Below are 18,287 nucleotides of genomic sequence, written 5' to 3' on the forward strand. Positions count from 1 at the left end.
AACCGAGACGACGAGGCACGAGATGAGCGAGCTCCTTCCCGCGCTCCAGGCAAACGACCTGCGCAGGGCGATCACCGACTATGTCACGACGGCGATCGCCCTCACGGAGCCTTCCGTCGAACAAGCCCTCGCTGCCTTCCTCGAACATGACACCGCGGGCATCTTCGATGGCCCCTACGTGCGCACACGCCTGCCCTTCGTTAGGGCCGAAGAAGCGCCCGTACCGCCACTTCCCACGCTCCCCGCGTGGTTCACCCCGTATGCCCACCAGGCTGCAGCCTTCGCGCGCCTCTCCACGAACTCCGCACTCGACGGCGCGCGAGACAAGCATGGCTTCCGCCTCCCCGCACCCACCCTCGTCACCACCGGAACGGGCTCCGGAAAAACCGAATCATTCCTCTTTCCAATCCTCGACCACGCCGTCCGCGCGCGCGAGGCCGCACGCAAAGAGGGCAGAAACGCGGGCGGCGTCAAGGCGCTCATTCTCTACCCCATGAACGCCCTCGCGAACGACCAGGCGGCGCGCCTCGCGAAAACCATCACGAGCAACCCCGCCTACGGCGAGGTCACGGCCGCGCTCTACACGGGCGAAGCCTCCGTGACCTCTCGCACCCAGGTCGATGCCGAAGGACTCATCACCGAGCGCAACACGATCCGCTCCGAAGCCCCTGACATCCTCCTCACCAACTACAAAATGCTCGACCAGCTGCTGCTTCGCGAAGCCGACCGCGAGCTGTGGGCGGCAAGCGCCGAAACCCTGCGCTACGTGGTGCTTGACGAATTCCACACCTACGATGGCGCGCAGGGCACCGACGTCGCAATGCTCCTGCGCCGCCTGCGCCTTCTGCTGAACCGCCTCGCACCCGGCGCGGTCCACTACGCCCCCGTCGCGACCTCGGCAACCCTCGGCGATGGCGATGCCGGTGACTCGATGCTTACCTTCGCCACCGCCGTGTTCGGCGAGAGCATCGAGGCTTCTGCGGTCGTGGGCGAGAGCCGCCAAAGCCTCGAGGAATTCGGGCAAGCGTCGGAACTGAGGCTGCGCGCCCTTACCGAGCAGGTGCGCCCCACCCGGCCCGGCGCCGAGGCCGTGCGCGAACTCGCGCGCACCTACCTCCACCCAAACTCCGATCGAAGCCCAGAAGACCTCACGCGCGCCGTGCTGAACGCCCTATGGAGCACGGACGGTGACCTCGAAAGCTTCGCCCGCGCCCACGACCTGAGTGAGGCGGACCTCCTCACCGCCCACCCCCTCGTGCGGGCAATCCTCGACCACACACGCGAAGCCCAACCCACGCGAGCCCTCGCCGAGCGGCTCCTGCCCACGCTCGCCCCCAACACACGCCTCCAGCACGATGCGCTTACCCTCCTCCTTGCCGCCCTCAGCCACGTGCGCGCACAGCTGAGCCAGGGCGATCCCGCGAACCGCAACGCATTTCCCACCCTCGAAATCCACACGTGGATCCGCGAAGTGAGCCGCATCAATCGCGTTGTGGCGACCGCCCCGCACTTCGCGTGGGGCGATGACCGCGGTCGCGTGAGCAACGACGAACTCGAAGGAACCCTGCAACTACCCGCAATCTTCTGCCGCCACTGCGGACGCTCCGGCTGGGCCACGCGCGTCACCAAAGCAAGCAACGCCTTCGAAAGCGACGTGAACAAGATCCGCCGCGCCTCCCTCGTGGGTGACGAGGGCTACCGCCCACTCCTCCTCGACACCCCCGACGCGCGCGGCACCGGCGATCCCTCCTCGATCGGCGCGAGGCTCTACCTCAACATCGAAACTCACACCCTCGAAATTACCGAACCCGACGACGCGAGCGACGAAGACTCGGGCGCGATCATCCCCGTTCTCACCTACGGCGGCGCCAAGGTGGGGGAGAGCGTGCGGAACTCGACGTGCCCCGCGTGCGAACAAGCCGAGGGAATCCGATTCGTGGGAAGCGCCGTGGCGACCTTGCTTTCGGTGTCCCTCACCTCGCTTTTCGGCTCGCGTGCCCTCGACGCGAACGAGAAAAAAGCTCTCGTGTTCACCGACTCTGTGCAAGATGCGGCCCACCGCGCGGGCTTCGTCGAATCGCGAAGCCACGCGATGACCTACCGCTCCGCGATCCTCGACGCGTTGACGAGCGAAAACGCCTCGATCGTCGAGATCTCCGAGCGCATGATCGCGCGTGCGAAAGCCCGCGACGACGGCGGCGCCGCGCGCTACCGACTGCTCCACCCCGAAATCGTCGATGCGAACGACGTGCGAGCCTTCTGGGCTGAGCATGCGCCGGGGAGCGGGCGGCGTTATAGCGAAAAACAGCGCGAGAGGGCCGAGCGAAAGGTCGCGAAACGACTCACGTTCGACCTTGCCCTCGAGTTCGGCCGCACGGGCCACGTGGGTCGCACCCTGCTCGTCACGGGCGCCGCGCACGCGGGCGTTGCCGTGAGCGATGACGAACTCGAAGCCGCGGCAGCGGTGGCGTTCGCGAAGAGCGGCGTGGGAGCGAGCGCCTTGATTGAGGGGTTCAAAAGTTTCGGCGGTACCCGCGAGCAGCGTGGGCGCGGCACATCACGCGAGGCGATGTGGGTGCGCGGCGTGCTCGAGCGTCTCCGGATTCGTGGCGCGATAAGCCACGAGTGGTACGAGAAGTTCCGCACGCGCGACGGCAAGCGGATCTGGATCTGGGGTAGGCGGCCCGAAAGTGCGATCATGCCAGCCTTCCCCAAGGGCCGCGGAGCCGCGGGTTTCCCGGCCTTCGGAGCGCTCGCGGAAAAGAGCGAATTCGACTCGGTCAGTAGTAGCCAAAGCTGGTACCTCGATTGGACGAGGCGGGCCCTTAAGCTATTTCGCCCAGAGGCGGCCTCGCTCGTGCGGCCACTCTTCGAAGCGCTCGCCGCGCACGGGATCCTCGATGCGGTGCGCGCCGAGCGTGGCGCGGTGACGTACGCGCTCGTGCCAGAGCGGCTCGTGGCGCGTCGAGCAGCTGCCGTCGAGCAGGGTGGTGAGACCCCGAGCCTCACGTGCACGACGTGCGGCGACACATTCCTCGGCCTCGAAGCGGCGCTTACGTCCTTCACCGGCGGGCCGTGCATGCGCGCCCGCTGCGCGGGAAACCTCGAGCCGAGCGCGATCGGTGAAAACTACTACCAGAGCCTTTACCTTTCCGACATGCGCCGCGTGATCGCGCGTGAACACACCTCCCTCCTCGAAACCGAGGAGCGCCTCGACTACGAGCAGAAGTTCAAGGAATCCGCCTCGAGCCCCGGCGCCCCCAATGTTCTCGTGGCGACGCCGACCCTCGAGATGGGTATCGACATCGGCGACCTCTCGACCGTCATGCTCGCCTCCGTGCCGCGCACCGTCGCGAGCTACCTTCAGCGCGTGGGCCGCGCCGGGCGCCTCACGGGCAACTCCCTCAACGTCACTTTCGTGCCCGTGCGCGGTGGGCTGAGCGCGTTTAGCAGCAACCCCCTCAGCATGATCAACGGCACCGTGCGCGCCCCCGGCGCCTACCTGAGCGCCGAAGAGATCCTGCGTCGCCAATACCTCGCCTTCCTCATGGACCTCCTCGCGGGCGATGCTCGCGTAGAAAAACCCGCCTACGGCAGCCCCGTGCTCGCGAAAACCGGGCCCGGATCGTTCCTCGGCGCCGTGATCGAAGTGGCGCGCGAGCGCGGTGAGCGGCGCGTTGAGGAATTCCTCAGCGCCTTTTCCGTGGCCGAGCGACCGTGGGAGGGCCTCACTGCCGAGGCACTCGACGCATTTCGCGCGTGGGCGCTTCCCGCGGATGGCAAGCACGGCCTCGAGGCGAGCATCAATAGCGCCGCGGAGCGCTGGAAGATGGAGCGCGAAGAGCTTGTGCGGCGCCGACAGAAACTCACCGAGAGCCTTGCGAGCCTCGAATCACTCGCGCTCGATACAGCCGAGCAAGCCGAGGAGAACAAGGCGCAGCTGAGCTCTGAGCTCTCCCTCCTCACGCTCGAAGAGGAAAAACTCGGGATCGCCTCTCCTGCTGAGGGGGAAGACGAGGAGCTCGATATCGAGGGCGAAAAGAAGCGCCTGCGCGGCCAATCCGGGCGCCTTCGCCGCGAAATCGCCGAGCTCGACCACAGCCACTGGATTAGCGTTCTCGAACGCTTCGGTCTCCTGCCGAACTACACGCTCGTGGACGACTCCGTGACGCTTGACGCAACCCTCATTTGGCAAGACGACAACAAGAAGTGGCGCCACGAAAACGAAACCTACGACCGTGCCGGAAGCGCGGCCCTGCGCGACCTTGCCCCAGAATCACGCTTCTACGTGCACGGCAAAGCCCTTACGATCGACACGATTGATCTCGGTACCGACGGCAGCAACCGCACGCGCGTGGCCGTGTGCCCGGACTGTTCGCACCAGGTACCAATCGAACAGTACGCTCCTGAAACATGCCCCGCGTGCGGGCAACCGGGCATTTCCGACGCGAGCCAGCACCTCACCGTCGTGGACCTTCGCAAGGTGTACTCGACCATGAAGCGCTCGCACGCCGTCATCTCCGATGCGGACGATGACCGTGCAATGAAACGCTACGAAGAGCGCATCCTTGTGGACGTCTCGAACGCCGAGATTCGCGACTCGTGGCACGAGACCGCGTTCGGTATGGGCTTCACCTTCTACCGCGCCGCGCGCCTTACGAGGCTGAACCTTGGCCAGCCCACCGAGGCCTCGGCGACCCTTACACTTGGAGGGCTCACCGCACCCGTTGAAGGGTTCGTGGTGTGTAGCGAATGCGGGCATGTGGACCCCGATACGAGCGACAACAAGCCCTCCGAGCACCAGGCGTGGTGCTCTCTGCGCCGCGAGCACAAAGGCAAGAACACGAGCATCGTTCTCGCGCGCGACATAGTGAGCGAAGCCGCCGCCCTGACCCTCCCCACGTTCCTTCGCCAGGAAAAACCCGATTCGGAGGAGCTTGCAGGCTTTGGCGCCGCACTTCTTCTCGGTATTGACCGCCTCTTCGGCGGAAGCATCGCGAACATCGCGATCGACATCGTGGGCGACCCCACCGGCGGGCCCGGCGAGAAAACCCCGGCGCTCCTCCTGCACGACACCGTTCCGGGCGGCACAGGGTATCTTGCCGAACTCGCGATTGCCCAGGGTGCGCGCCGTGTGCTCGAGGCAGCCCGCGAAGCCCTCGCAGAATGTGCGTGTGCCGACGGTTGCCCCGCGTGCATCGCCGCCTTCCCCGGAGGGCGCACCGCGCGCAAAACAAAGGTGCTCCTCACCCTCGAGAAAATCCTCCACGTGAGCGCCGAAGCCCCCGAGGGCACGGATTGGGCGATCAAGAATGGGCGCGAACGAGGAGGCCTTGCCGTCAAGGGCTTCAGCGGCGACTCGAAGTTTGAATCCCGCTTCCGCGCCCTCCTCGTGGAGGCATGGGAAAAGACCCCTGGCCTTCAGGTCACGAGCCGCTCCACCAATACGGGCGAAGAAGTGCGTATTACGACGCCTCAAACGGCATTCACGCTCAGTACCCGCACGCGCGTGGGCCCCGCCGAACCTGACTTTGTGCTCACATGGGGTGGAAGCGATATTCAGGGAATTGCCGTATTCACCGACGGCGAGCAATACCACGCGAGAGCCGCGCACAATCGCCTCGCCGATGATGCAGTGAAACGCCAGGCGCTGCGCGACATGAACTACTGGGTGCTCTCCTCCGCCTGGGACGACCTCGAGGAATTCGAAAAGACTCACGGTCTTAATCAAACCTCCGCTAACTCCTCGCGCACCCAGCGCGCAGCCACACAGCCGCCCTTCTTCATCAACAATGCCGTGCTGAGTGCGTGGGTGAACGCGCGGCAACTTCCGCCTGAGGCGACCACGCTCATCGGTGGCTCGGCGCTCGACATACTCTTCCACGTGGTCGCGAGCGGAAACCTCGACGTGCCCCGCGCCATGGGCAAAGTGATGCCGTTCCTCATGTCTAGCGGGACGGCATTCATCGAAAGCGACGTGAGCGGCTTCGAATCTGCCGCGAGAGCGTTGCTCGAGAGCAAGGAGCGAAGCAGCGAGGTCGTTGTGGAAAACCCGGCCCTCAACTCGGCGTTTTCCTCCGTGATCCGTAGGGGCGCGTTGCTTGCCTTTGCGACTCAACGAGCCGCCGAGGAGCGAAGCGGCATCATGGCCGTGCTCGACGATACGCCGAACGCCCTCGAAGAATCGGGCTTCAGCGAGCAGTGGCGCGCGTGGCTGCGCCTCTCGAACCTTGCGCAAACGATGCCGGAGCACGTGCGCTTCACGATGACCACAACGAGCCTGATCCGGGGCGATAGAGCGAAGGCAGGCGTCGGAACCGGGGCAGTAGCGGGTGCCGAATCCGCGGACCGCCGTGGTGCTCGCGCCGGAGAGCCGGGCGCTCCGGGCTCCGCCATCGCGCCCGTACCGGCCGATGCTTCGAGCGCTGCCCCCGCGCCCTCCCGTACCCCGTCGTCCACTCCATCCTCCGTCGCGCCCGTGCCCCCCGAGTGGCAGGAACTTCTCGATGAAGCCCTGACCGATACTGAGGGCCGTGTGCTTCGAGACCTCGCCACTCGCGGTGTTTCCCTCCCCGCGCAAGGTGAGGAAATCGAAGGCATCATCGTGGACCTTGCGTGGCTCGATGACGAGATCGCCTTCGTGGCCGATGAGCTCGACGCCGGGTCTCGTGCGGAACTCGAGCAGGCCGGCTGGCGTGTGATCGATGGAAGCGAAGACGACACCGCAGCTGCCCTGCTTCTCGCGTTGAAAGGTGAGCGCCCATGAGCTCGATGCTGTACATCCCGCCGACATTCTTTACGTCCGTACCGAAGCAGGTCTCGGCACAAACCACCGAAACCCTCCGCAAGCTCCAGGAATCTGCCGACCTGCCGGGCCTGCACGTCGAACCCATGCAACAGCCCGCCGACGCGCGTGTGCGCACAGTTCGAGTGAACGACCAATTTCGCATGGTCGTGTTCAAGATCGATAACCCCGACGGCGGCGAGCCCACGTGGATCCCCACGGGCGTGTACAACCACGACGACGCGATCAAAATTGCTCGCTCATCCGTGTGCACGCTCAACCCCGCGACAGGAATCCCTGAGATCCGGTCGAACGGGGACTCCGAAGCGGATTTCGAGGCGCGACTTCGCGCCCACACCGCGAAGCTTGAGGCACGGCACAAAGCCGAACTCGCCGCCGCGCGCTCACATATACCCGAAGGAACCGAGCACACCCCGCTCGAGCACTACGACGCCGCGCATCTCGTGAGCGACCTCGGCATCGATCACGACCTCGCCTACGCCGCCGTCAAAGCAAACGAAGCACAGCTCGAAGCGCTTATTGACGCCGCTGAAATTCCTTGGCAAGCCGAAGCGCTCCTCGCGCTCGCCGTGGGGGATCCGTTCGCCGTCGTTCTCGAACGATACTCGGCAGCGCCGGCCAATGAGGCGCGCAAGGAAGGCGAAGTGGCGTCGGACCGTGCTCTCCTCGAGGCCCTCGCAACCGACACCGCCCGCAGCAACTTTGCCGTGTTCACGAGCGATGACGACCTACAACGCGTGCTTGAGAGCGGCGACTTCGAGGCATGGCGGCTCTTCCTCCACCCCGAACAACGGCGCTACGTCACGCTTCACACAAACGGCCCCTACCGCCTCACGGGCGGCGCCGGAACCGGCAAAACCGTGGTGCTCGTGCACCGCACCGTGGAGCTCGCGCGTCGCAACCCCGAGGCGCGCATCATTGCGACGACCTTCACAACGAACCTTGCCGAACAGCTGCGCGCTCATATTCAGTCACTCGACCCCGACGTGCGCATCGCCGAAAATCTTGGCGATCCCGGCATCTTCATCGCCAACGTTGACCAGCTCGCGACCCACATTGTGCGGCCCGGCGCTGATCTCTCCGAGGCGATGCGCGAGGTTCTTGGTTGGTCGAGCGATGTTCCCCGCGTGCGCACCAATGAGAACGCCGCGTGGAGCGATGCGGTCGCGACCGCGAGCCTGCGGACACCGATCGAAGGCGTGCTTGAAGAAGTTCCGTTTCTCACCACCGAGTACGCGAGCGTGGTTCTCCCGTTCGCCCTTACGAGTGCCCACGAGTACATGCGCGCCTCGCGCAAGGGGCGTGGTGCCAAACTCGGCCGGAAGCAGCGCACGGCAATGTGGAACATCATCGAGGCATTTCGCGACAGCGGACAGCTTGCGGATGAGGTGACCTTCACCGAGCGCATCGCGATTGCTACACGCATGCTCGACCTGCACGCCGAAAAGAATGGTCGCGTTGCCGACCACGTGCTCGTTGACGAAACGCAAGACCTTGACCCCGTGCGCCTCATGTACTTGCGTGCACTCGTCGCCGAGGGGCCCGACGACATGTTCCTCGCGGGCGACGAACACCAGAGGATCTACTCGACCGCTGTGCGTCCGAGCCACTACGGCATCAACATTCGCGGGCGCTCGCGCCGCCTCCGGCTCAACTACCGCACCACAGCACAAAACCTCGACCTCGCGCTGTCAATCCTCGACGGCGGCGACTACTCGGGTGCCCTCGACAGCGATGAGGCGGGAAGCGATGAGCTCACGACGCGGCACGGCACCTATCGCTCCCTCATGCGCGGCCCCGCTCCCGAATTTTTCGGAGCCGAAACGCTGAGCGAGGAGTGCGACCATGTTGCACACGTTCTCCGGGCGTGGCTTGAGGACATGGGCGAGGACGAGCACGCAAGTCCCCGCATCGGCATTCTCACGCGTACAAAAACGCAGCGCGATAATCTCGTGCGCGCGCTCGAGGAACGCGATTTGCGCGTGCAGAACATTGATCGCGGCGGCTACCTCAACTCTCGGCCTGCGGTCATGACCCTCCACCGCTCCAAGGGCACCGAGTTTGAACGCGTGATCCTCTTCGGTATCGACGACCAGCACGTGCCTTACGCCGTGCGGGGATACAACTTCGATCCTGACGGGCACAATGAGGCGATGCTCCGCGAACGCTCCCTGCTGTACGTGGGGGCGACTCGAGCCCGCGAACGCCTCCTCGTCACCTGGACGAGGCAGCGCAGCGCCTACCTGCCGCGCTGACGCTAGCTGCCAAGCACGAAGCGGTGGCCGAGGCCCGGCTCGGTGAGGAAGTAGCGCGGGGCGGAGGAATCTTCCTCGAGTTTCTGGCGGATCTGCGACATGTAGACGCGCACGTAGCCGGCCTCGTTCGTGTATTCGGGGCCCCACACGTTCTCGAGCAGTTCGTCCTTGCGCACGAGCTGATTGGGGTGGCTCACGAGGTAGCTCACGATGCCCCACTCGTGCGGGGTGAGGCGCGCCGGCGTGCCGTTGACGGTCGCGGTTTTTGCAGCGAGGTCGATCGTGAGGCGCCCGTCGGTGGTGGTCACGACGGGGGAGGGGGAGCCCGACGTTCGCCGCCTGAGGTTGGCGCGCAAACGCGCAAGGAGCTCCCCGAGCGCGAAGGGTTTGGTCACGTAGTCATCGGCGCCGCGATCGAGCGCCTCGATCTTCGTGTGGGTTTCGTGGCGGGCGGTTACGACGATGATCGGGACGTCTGACCAGCCGCGGATCCCGTCGATGACGTCGAGCCCGCTCATGTGCGGGAGGCCGAGGTCGAGGAGAACGGCCTCGATTGGGTTGTCGGCGGCCATGACGAGCGCCTGCTCCCCGGTCGTTGCCGTGAGCACCTGGTATTTGCGGGCCGTGAGGTTCACGGTCATGGCCCTGGCCAGTGCCGGATCGTCCTCGACGATGAGAATCATGACGCGCTCCCAACGGTGGTGGTCTCGTGAGCGGGGGTAGGTGCACTGTCGGCGGCGGCTGGGGTGATCGTGAGCGGCAGTGACAGCACCATTGTGAGCCCACCTCCCGGAGTGTCGTCGGCGGTGAGGGTGCCGCCCACGCCTTCCGCGAGCCCGCGCGCGACCGCGGCGCCGAGGCCGAGCCCGTGGCTGTTCGTCGTGTCACCGAACCGCGTGAAGGGCGTGAACAGGCGCGCCTTGCTCTCCTCAGTGAGGCCGGGCCCGTAATCGATCACGCGAATGAGGATACGCTCGCCATCCTGTGTCGCGTCGATCGTGACTCCCGCGTCGGTGTGTTTGGCCGCGTTGCTGATGAGGTTTTCGAGCACGCGCTCCATGAGCGCCGCATCCGTCGTGATCGCCGGTAGCTCGCGCGGAACGCGCACCTCGAGCGAAGGCGGCACGAGGGAGGGGTCCATGTGGTGGAGGGTCTGGGCAACCAGCTCGGCGGGTCCGACGGTGACTACCTTAACCTCGAGCTTATTCGTGTGAATGCGCGACATATCCAGGAGGTCCGCGACGATCCGATCCAGCCTGTCCGAGGACGATTCGATCGTGCGCAGAAGCTCCACCTGGGCGTCGCGGGGAAGATCAACATCGTCGAGGAGGAGACCGGAGACGGCCGTTTTAATCGTCGCGAGCGGGGTGCGAAGGTCGTGCGAGACGGCCGTCAGAAGCGCCGTGCGCACGGAGTTCGCGGCCTCGAGCTGCCGGGCCTGCGTACGGGCCCGGTTGAGCTGCGCCTGGGTCATGAGGCTCACGAGCCGGCCCGAATAGGCCTCGAGGAGTTGCTGCTCGCTCGACGTGAGCGGGCGGCCAACGAGGGCGAGAACGTGCTGGTCGTCGAGCGAAAAGGCTTCGTCGGCGAGCGTGACCGATTCGATCGGGATGCCTACTTTGTACTCGGGCACGAGCGCCGTGCCCTCGACGGTGGCGAGGGCGACGCCATCCTGGCCGAACGTCGTGGCGATCTGTTCGAGGATCTGCTGGATCCCGATGCCGTCGCGGATCACGGAGCGGGCAAGCTCCGTCATGAGCTGCGCGTGCCGGCGCGCCTCCTGGGACTCGCGCTGGCGGCGCACAGCGCCATCGACGACCTGGGCGACGAGGACCGCGACGAGCACGAACACGATGAGCAGGAAGATGTTCTTCGGTTCCGTGATGGACAGCGTGTGCGTGGGCGCGGTGAAAAACCAGTTGAGCAAGAGCGCGCCGCCGATGGCGGTCGCGAGGGCCGGCCACAGGCCACCCACGAGCGCGACGACGACGGAGGCGAGCACGAAGCTCATGATCGCCGTGGACAGGTGCGCCGTGGGATCGCCGAGCGCGAGGTTCGCGAGGGTGACGACGATCGTAAGGACGGTCGCGAGTGCCCAGCCCGTCGCGAGCCGCGCGGGGGAGAGGCTCGTGGGCGGCGCGGGAGCCGACCAGTGCGTGGCGGGCGGGTCCACGGCGACGATATGCACGTCGATGTCGCCGGCACCGTCGATAATCGCGGCGCTCGTGGACCGCATGAGCAGCCGCTGGGCGAAGCCCTGACGCGAAGCGCCCACAACGAGCTGGCTCGCGTTCACGGTCGTGGCGAAATCGAGGAGCGTGCGCGGGACGTCATCGCCCGAAAGTACGTGCCACGAGCCGCCGAGAGATTCGGTAAGGGAGCGCGCCTCGCTCATCTGCTCGGGCGACATGCGCGGCGGGCCATCCGCCGCGAGGACGTGAACGACGAGGAGCTCGCGGCCGGCGATGCGCCCCGCGATGCGGCGGCCACGGCGAATGAGCGCGGCAGTCTTCGGGCCGCCGCCCACGGCCACGAGAATCCTCTCGCGCGCCGCCCACGGCTCCTTGATGCCCTCCTCGCTGCGGTACTTCTCGAGACCATCGTCGACCTGATCGGCGAGCCACAAAAGCGCGAGCTCGCGAAGCGCCGTGAGGTTCCCCTTGCGGAAGAACTTGCTGAGCGCCGCATCCACGGTCGCGGGTCCATACACCTGCCCCTGCCGCAGCCGCACGCGCAGCGCATCGGGGCTTAAGTCGATCAGCTCGACCTCCTCCGCTTCGCGAAGGACCGGATCGGGAATCGTCTCGTTTTGCACGTGGCCCGTAACGTTCGTGACCACGTCGTTGAGGGACTCGAGGTGCTGAATGTTCACGGTCGAGATGACATTGATGCCCGCATCGAGCAAGCGGTGAACATCCTGCCAGCGCTTCGCCGTCGTATCCTCGCCGTGCACGGTGTGAGCGAGCTCATCCACGAGAACGACGTCGGGCTTGCGCTCGATAATCGCCGGAACATCAAGTTCGTCATACGTCGAACCGCGATAGCTCACCCGCCGAGGCGGAATCACCGGCAGCCCCTCAAGCCTCGCGGCGGTCCCCGAACGTCCGTGGGTTTCAACGACGCCCACGACGACGTCCTCCCCGCCCTTCAGGCGGTCATGGGCCTCCTCGAGCATCGCGCAGGTCTTACCTACGCCGGGGGCAGCCCCCAGATACACCTTGAGTGCACCGCGCACCGTGTTCATGTCAGTCCTTCGCCGCAAGCAGGTCGAGGTTCAGCTCATTGACGTTGACGACCTCTTCACCTGCAAAGCCGAGGGTTCGACCCTGGGTGTGCTTCTTGACGAGCTGCGCAACAGCCGACCGCGAAAGCCCCGAGTTCTTCGCCACTCGTTCGATCTGGAGGTGAGCATACTCCGGGCTGATGTGTGGATCGAGACCGGAACTGCTCGCGGTCACCGCATCCGCGGGGACAACTGCCTCGTCAACACCGTTCTCGCGGGCGATAAGGGCGCGCTGCTCAGCGACCTGAGCGGTGATCTCCTCACCGACAGGGCTCAAGTTCGAGCCGCCCGAAGCCAAACCGTCGTAGTCGCCCGCCGACATCCGGGGGTGGAACAGGGCGGGATCCTTCGACGTGTCCTGAGCGATCAGGGACGACCCGACGGTGCGGCCATCGAGGCTCATCATGGAACCGTCGGCATTGTGAGCGAACGCCCGGCCCGCGACCCACACGGCCGCCGGATAAAACAGGCCAAGCACAACGAGAAGGGCAAGTAGAACGCGCGTGGAGCGCCACACGGCGGAGACGATGCCCGAGAGTGTCGAGTTCATGAGTTTTCCAATCGAGAGAAAAACGACAGTGGTGGTGGGGCCGAGCCGGAGAGGTCACTCAAAGCGTTGCCCTCGCGGCTCGGCCCTCATGGTTAGATCCCGGGAATGATGCTCACGACAAGGTCGATGAGCTTGATCCCGATGAACGGAACGATGAATCCGCCAAGGCCATAAATGAGCAGGTTGCGGCCGAGGAGCTGGTTCGCAGAACCCGGTCGATACTTCACGCCCTTGAGCGCGAGAGGAATGAGCGCAACGATGATGAGCGCGTTGAAGATCACGGCCGAGAGGATCGCCGACTCGGGTGAACTCAGGCGCATGACGTTGAGCAGATCGAGGCCGGGGAACACGCTCACGAACATCGCGGGAACGATCGCGAAATACTTCGCAACGTCGTTCGCGATCGAGAACGTCGTGAGAGCGCCGCGCGTGATGAGAAGCTGCTTGCCGATCTCAACAATCTCGATGAGCTTGGTCGGATCCGAATCGAGATCGACCATGTTGCTCGCTTCCTTCGCGGCCTGCGTGCCCGTATTCATGGCCACGCCGACGTCGGCCTGCGCAAGCGCCGGAGCGTCATTCGTGCCGTCACCGGTCATCGCGACCATGTTGCCGCCGCGCTGCTCACTGCGGATCAACGCGAGCTTATCCTCGGGCTTTGCGCCCGCGAGATAGTCGTCAACACCGGCCTCTTTCGCGATCGCACGCGCCGTCAGCTCGTTGTCGCCCGTAATCATGACGGTGCGAATGCCCATCTTGCGAAGGTGCGCGAAGCGCTCCGTCATGCCTTCCTTGATGACGTCCTTGAGGTGCAGGCTGCCGAGCACGCGGCGGGCCCCGGCCTTCTCTTCGGCCACGACAAGAGCCGTGCCACCGTCGGAAGAAATCTCCCGCACAGTGTCGTTGACATCCTCCGTGGCGGTCCCGCCCTTCGCGGCGACCCACTTGAGGATCTCGGAAGCCGCGCCCTTGACGATGCAGTGCTCGGGGGTGCGCTGCACGCCGCTCATGCGCGTTTCTGCGCTGAACGGGATGAACTCGGCGTTTCGATATTCGCTTTCGGGAATCGGGCCCACGCCCATGGTCGTCGTCGCGAACTCCACGATCGAACGACCCTCGGGGGTCTCGTCCGCGAGAGAGGACAGTAGCGCGCCGTAAGCCATCTCGTTCTCGCTCACGCCCTGGGCGGGAATGAACGCGCTCGCCTGGCGATCACCCACCGTGATCGTGCCGGTCTTGTCCAACAGCAGAGTCGTCACGTCGCCAGCGGCCTCGACCGCGCGGCCCGACGTCGCCATGATGTTGCGGCGCATGAGCCTATCCATGCCGGCGATACCGATCGCCGAAAGAAGCGCGCCGATCGTCGTGGGGATGAGGCACACGAGCAGGGCGATGAGAACCTCGATCGGCTGCTTCGCGCCCGCGTAATCGGCCATGGGGACGAGCGTCGCGACGACGAACAAGAAGATGAGCGTGAGCACCGAAAGGAACGCCGAAAGGGCGATCTCGTTCGGGGTCTTCTGCCGCTGCGCGCCCTCGACGAGGTCGATCATGCGGTCCACGAACGTGTTGCCCGGCTCCGAAGTGATGCGCACTTCGATCTCGTCCGAAAGGACGCGCGTGCCGCCCGTGACCGCCGAACGGTCGCCGCCGCTTTCGCGGATCACGGGAGCGGATTCACCCGTAATCGCAGACTCATCGACCGTCGCGGCGCCCATGACGACATCGCCATCGCCCGGGATCGTCTCGCCGGCACACACCACGACGATGTCGCCGGGGCGAAGATCCGCAGCGGGCACTTCCTCGATGCTTCCATCCTCGCGGCGCACGCGGCCCACGGCCGCTGTTTTCGCGGAACGGAGCGCATCGGCCTGCGCCTTACCTCGCCCCTCGGCAACGGCCTCGGCGAGGTTCGCGAACACGACCGTGAGGAACAGCCAGATCGCGAGCGAGAACACGAACACGCTCGGCTTGAAAAAGCCCACGATGATCGTGATGAGCGCGCCCATCTCGACGATAAACATGACGGGCGTGCGCACCATGTGCGCGGGGTTCAACTTGCGCAGCGCCTGCGGGAGCGCCTTGGCAAGAGAGCGCGGCGTGAAGCCTGATCCGGAATTCGCGGTCTTCTCCTCGTGAGGCTGCGAAGAAACGCGGTCGGTCACCTGTACCTGAGTCATTTCATGAGTCCTTCAGCAAGTGGTCCAAGAGCGAGCGTCGGAAGGAAGGACAGGCCGGTCACGATGAGCGCGATGCCGGCCATGACGCCTGCAAAGAGAGGTGTGTGAGTGCGCAGGGTGCCGCGGTTAGTCGCGACAACCTCCTTGGCGGCGAGCTTGCCCGCGAGCGCCACCACGAACAGCATCGGCAGGAAGCGGCCAAGCAACATGGCGAGGCCGAGCGCCACGTTGAAGAACGGCGTGTTCGCGTTGAGGCCCGCGAAGGCGGATCCGTTGTTGTTGGACGCCGACGTGAACGCGTACAGCACCTCGCTGAAGCCGTGGGGACCGCCGTTGGCGAGCGACGCCGCCGTCGACGGCAGGGCAATGGCGACCGCCGATCCCACGAGCACGAGCACGGGCACGACGAGGATGTACAGGCTCAGAAGCTTGACCTCGGTCGGGCCGATGCGTTTGCCCATGTAGACCGGCGTGCGGCCCACCATGAGCCCGCTGATGAACACGCTCATGATCGCGATGACGAGCATGCCGTACAGGCCGGAACCGACGCCGCCTGGCGCGATTTCACCGAGAAGCATGTTGAAAATCAACACGCCGCCCGAGATCGGCTCGTAGGAGGAATGCATCGAGTCCACGGCGCCCGTTGAGGTAAGCGTTGTCGCGGTCGCAAACAGGCTCGAACCGACGATCCCGAAGCGCGCCTCCTTGCCCTCCATCGCGGCGAGGTGATCGCCCGCGAAGTGAAGCTGGAGGGCGGTCGTGGCGGCGAGCGAACCGATCGCGAGAACAGCCATCGCGCCGAGAACGGCCCAGCCCTGACGCTTGTCGCCCACCATGATTCCGTAGGTGCGGGGGAGGGCGAACGGGATAAGCAGGATCAAGAAGATCTCGATGAGGTTCGTGAGGCCGTTCGGATTCTCGAACGGGTGCGCGGAGTTCGCGTTGAAGAAGCCGCCACCGTTCGTGCCGAGCTCCTTGATCGCTTCCTGGCTCGCGACGGGCCCGCCGGGGATGATCTGCGTTCCACCGGTGAGAGTGTGCACGTGTTGGGCGGCGTTGAAGTTCTGGATGGCGCCGCCGGCGATCAGAAGGATCGCGCCGATGAACGCGATCGGCAAAAGGATGCGGAAGTTACAGCGCACGAGGTCAACCCAGAAGTTGCCGAGCTTATCCGTGCCGTGGCGGGCAATACCGCGAATGATCACGATAGCCACGCAGATTCCGACGGCGGCCGAAATGAAGTTCTGGAACGACATGCCCAGCATCTGCGTGAGATGGGACATCGTCGTTTCGCCGCCATACGACTGCCAGTTCGTGTTGGTCACGAACGAGGTCGCCGTGTTCCACGCCTGCGTCTCTTCGACGGGGCCGAGGCCGTGTGCCATGGGCAGCCACTGCTGAACGCGCTGCAGGATGTAGAGGCCGAGCACACTCAGGAGAGAGACGGCGAGGATGTTTCGAAGGTAAATTCGCCACGAGTGCTCGCGGTCTGTTCGGATCCCCGCGAAGCGGTACACGAGCCGCTCCGGCCACAGGTGGCGCTCAGAGGTAAAGGTGCGCGCCATGTACGCGCCGAGCGGTCGATGCACCGCGACGAGTGCCGCGATGAGAACGAGGACTTGCACGAAAGCCATGACTACCCGAACCTTTCCGGTCGAATGAGTGCATAGGTCACGTAGACGATTGCGGCTGCGCAGATGAGCAGCCAGGCGATATCGAGGATGGTCACAGCAGGCTCACCGCCGATGCGAGGCCCAGGCATCCTCCGAAGAACACGGTCGTCAAAACGACAAACACAATGTCGAGCACGGTATGGCTCCTGAATGGTGCTGCCGGAAAACCTCCGGCGTAGCGGATCCGCACGCGGGGTACCCGGTGTGCGAAGTCGCTCGGTTGAGCGGCACTGCTATCGAACGTCGAGGTCGCCCGGGCCCGAATGAAAACTGACGCGTTCTTGACGCGGCGCCGATTTTTCCTGACACATTCTTGACACCACCTGGTCAGGGCTCACATTTTTGCCTGTTTCTCGCCGTGACCGTTCGTGAGATGCGCCCCGCGAACTTGGAGGCGGGGCGCGTGGCCGCTAAACTGTGGTAGTTCGAGTAACAGGGGCCTTTAGCTCAGTTGGTAGAGCATCGGACTTTTAATCCGCGGGTCGCGGGTTCGATCCCCGCAGGGCCCACTCGACGAAGGAGCGGGCGGCCCGGTCACAGCGACCGGGTCGCCCGTTTTCTGTGCTCGCCAGGTCTTGGTCGCCCGTTTTGAGCCGCCGTCCGTGCCCCGCTGCCGGCCTCTGCCGGCTACAGCCCCGCCCCGCCTCGCCTCCTGCCTCCGCCCTTCCTTGCCCCATCGTTCTCTTTCCTTTTCGCCGGCTTCCCGTCTCTGTTTATGAAGAATCTGTCGCATCCTGGCACTGCCGTCGCTTGGGTTGGCTGGTTTCTTCATAAAGTGCGACCGGCTGGGTCTGCTGCTGCCTTCTCCCGCCGCCAGCGCTCCGCCGGAGGGGGCACCGAATCGTGCGAGAGTACGGAGCAGTTCAAGCTCGGCGTGACTGTTCCGCGTATTCCTCGAACGCCTCGGGTACATCGCTGGCGTGACGGGCGACGTGAGGTGACGCCGCGGGGAACTTCCCATCTTTCGGACGGCGCTCAACTGGAGGCACAGTCGAGGATCTGCTCCTCATGACCATCCTTACGATCACTTTCTTCGAAAAGTGATCGTAAGACCAGCCGATGTCGTCACTTTCTGTGGATGCGGCGAGGTTCGGCAGATTCGCGAAAGGGGTTGCGCCCCGCGAAGTATTTTTTTATTGTTACCTAGGCCACACGTGGTGACGACTGAGAGGGAACTCCAATGATTAATTACGACCACCTTCGCGACAACGACGACTTCATGCGCGTGCTCTCGGCCATCCGGGAGCACTGCCTCGCCGGGGAGGACGAGATCGCCGAAAGAGAAGACATGGATTACGGAGTTGTTCGCGAGCACTACCACCTTGCGCAGGCGATCGTCGCCGAGGAAATCGATCACGGCATCGTCCACGACCCGTACGGCGCGAGTATCGCCCAGGGGTTCATGACCTGGCTGCGCACCGAGTACCCACAGGGAGCACAGGCCCAGAAGGAGGAGTAGCGAGCGCCGTCGCGGCCCACGCACGGGCGGGTGTACCTTTATCACTGCAGCCAGCAACAATGCCGCTAGCATCCCTTGCCTA

9 protein-coding genes and 1 tRNA gene are annotated in these 18,287 nt (G+C 64.9%); 4 read left to right on the top strand and 6 right to left on the bottom strand.

The genetic code is table 11. The features are described from left to right. Positions 1–22 precede the first annotated feature (22 nt). Together D8M36_RS05130 and D8M36_RS05135 are read left to right on the top strand one after the other, a co-directional pair. Positions 23–6,766, top strand: coding sequence for a DEAD/DEAH box helicase (locus D8M36_RS05130; protein ID WP_126847232.1), 6,744 nt, complete (start codon positions 23–25; stop codon positions 6,764–6,766). Further along, complete coding sequence (locus D8M36_RS05135; protein WP_126847234.1) at positions 6,763–9,060, top strand: UvrD-helicase domain-containing protein; 2,298 nt, start codon at positions 6,763–6,765, stop codon at positions 9,058–9,060. Before D8M36_RS05130 ends, D8M36_RS05135 begins: the two co-directional genes overlap by 4 nt. A 2-nt stretch (positions 9,061–9,062) precedes the next feature. Here D8M36_RS05135 and D8M36_RS05140 read toward each other — a convergent pair whose 3' ends face one another. The 6 genes from D8M36_RS05140 to D8M36_RS10480 all read right to left on the bottom strand — a co-directional run bounded on the left by D8M36_RS05140 (position 9,063) and on the right by D8M36_RS10480 (position 16,835). Then, a complete protein-coding gene (locus D8M36_RS05140) occupies positions 9,063–9,743 on the bottom strand; it encodes a response regulator (RefSeq protein ID WP_061211627.1) in 681 nt (226 codons plus the stop codon). Beyond that, positions 9,740–12,304: a DUF4118 domain-containing protein gene (locus tag D8M36_RS05145; protein WP_126847236.1), complete on the bottom strand. Its 2,565-nt coding sequence runs from the start codon at positions 12,302–12,304 to the stop codon at positions 9,740–9,742. Before D8M36_RS05145 ends, D8M36_RS05140 begins: the two co-directional genes overlap by 4 nt. A 1-nt stretch (position 12,305) precedes the next feature. After that, the gene (locus tag D8M36_RS05150) at positions 12,306–12,893 is read right to left on the bottom strand and encodes a potassium-transporting ATPase subunit C (protein ID WP_126847238.1); all 588 of its coding nucleotides are present in this window, start codon (positions 12,891–12,893) and stop codon (positions 12,306–12,308) included. Between the two features lie 92 nt (positions 12,894–12,985). Next, positions 12,986–15,073 (bottom strand): potassium-transporting ATPase subunit KdpB, encoded by a 2,088-nt coding sequence (gene kdpB / locus D8M36_RS05155; RefSeq protein ID WP_126847240.1) that lies wholly within the window; start codon positions 15,071–15,073, stop codon positions 12,986–12,988. Beyond that, positions 15,070–16,707, bottom strand: a complete 1,638-nt coding sequence (gene kdpA / locus D8M36_RS05160; protein WP_126847242.1) for a potassium-transporting ATPase subunit KdpA — start codon at positions 16,705–16,707, stop codon at positions 15,070–15,072. Before kdpA ends, kdpB begins: the two co-directional genes overlap by 4 nt. Positions 16,708–16,709: 2 nt before the next feature. Next, a complete protein-coding gene (locus D8M36_RS10480) occupies positions 16,710–16,835 on the bottom strand; it encodes a potassium-transporting ATPase subunit F (protein ID WP_082628504.1) in 126 nt (41 codons plus the stop codon). Between the two features lie 347 nt (positions 16,836–17,182). On the opposite strand from D8M36_RS10480, the gene D8M36_RS05170 reads away from it, so the two are divergent. Beyond that, a tRNA-Lys gene (locus tag D8M36_RS05170) sits at positions 17,183–17,255 on the top strand. Positions 17,256–17,926: 671 nt separating this feature from the next. Further along, on the top strand, positions 17,927–18,205 hold the full coding sequence (locus D8M36_RS05175) for a hypothetical protein (protein ID WP_126847244.1): 279 nt from the start codon (positions 17,927–17,929) through the stop codon (positions 18,203–18,205). Positions 18,206–18,287 lie beyond the last annotated feature (82 nt).

The sequence above is a fragment of the Dermabacter sp. HSID17554 genome (assembly GCF_003989295.1).
Lineage (GTDB): Bacteria > Actinomycetota > Actinomycetes > Actinomycetales > Dermabacteraceae > Dermabacter > Dermabacter vaginalis.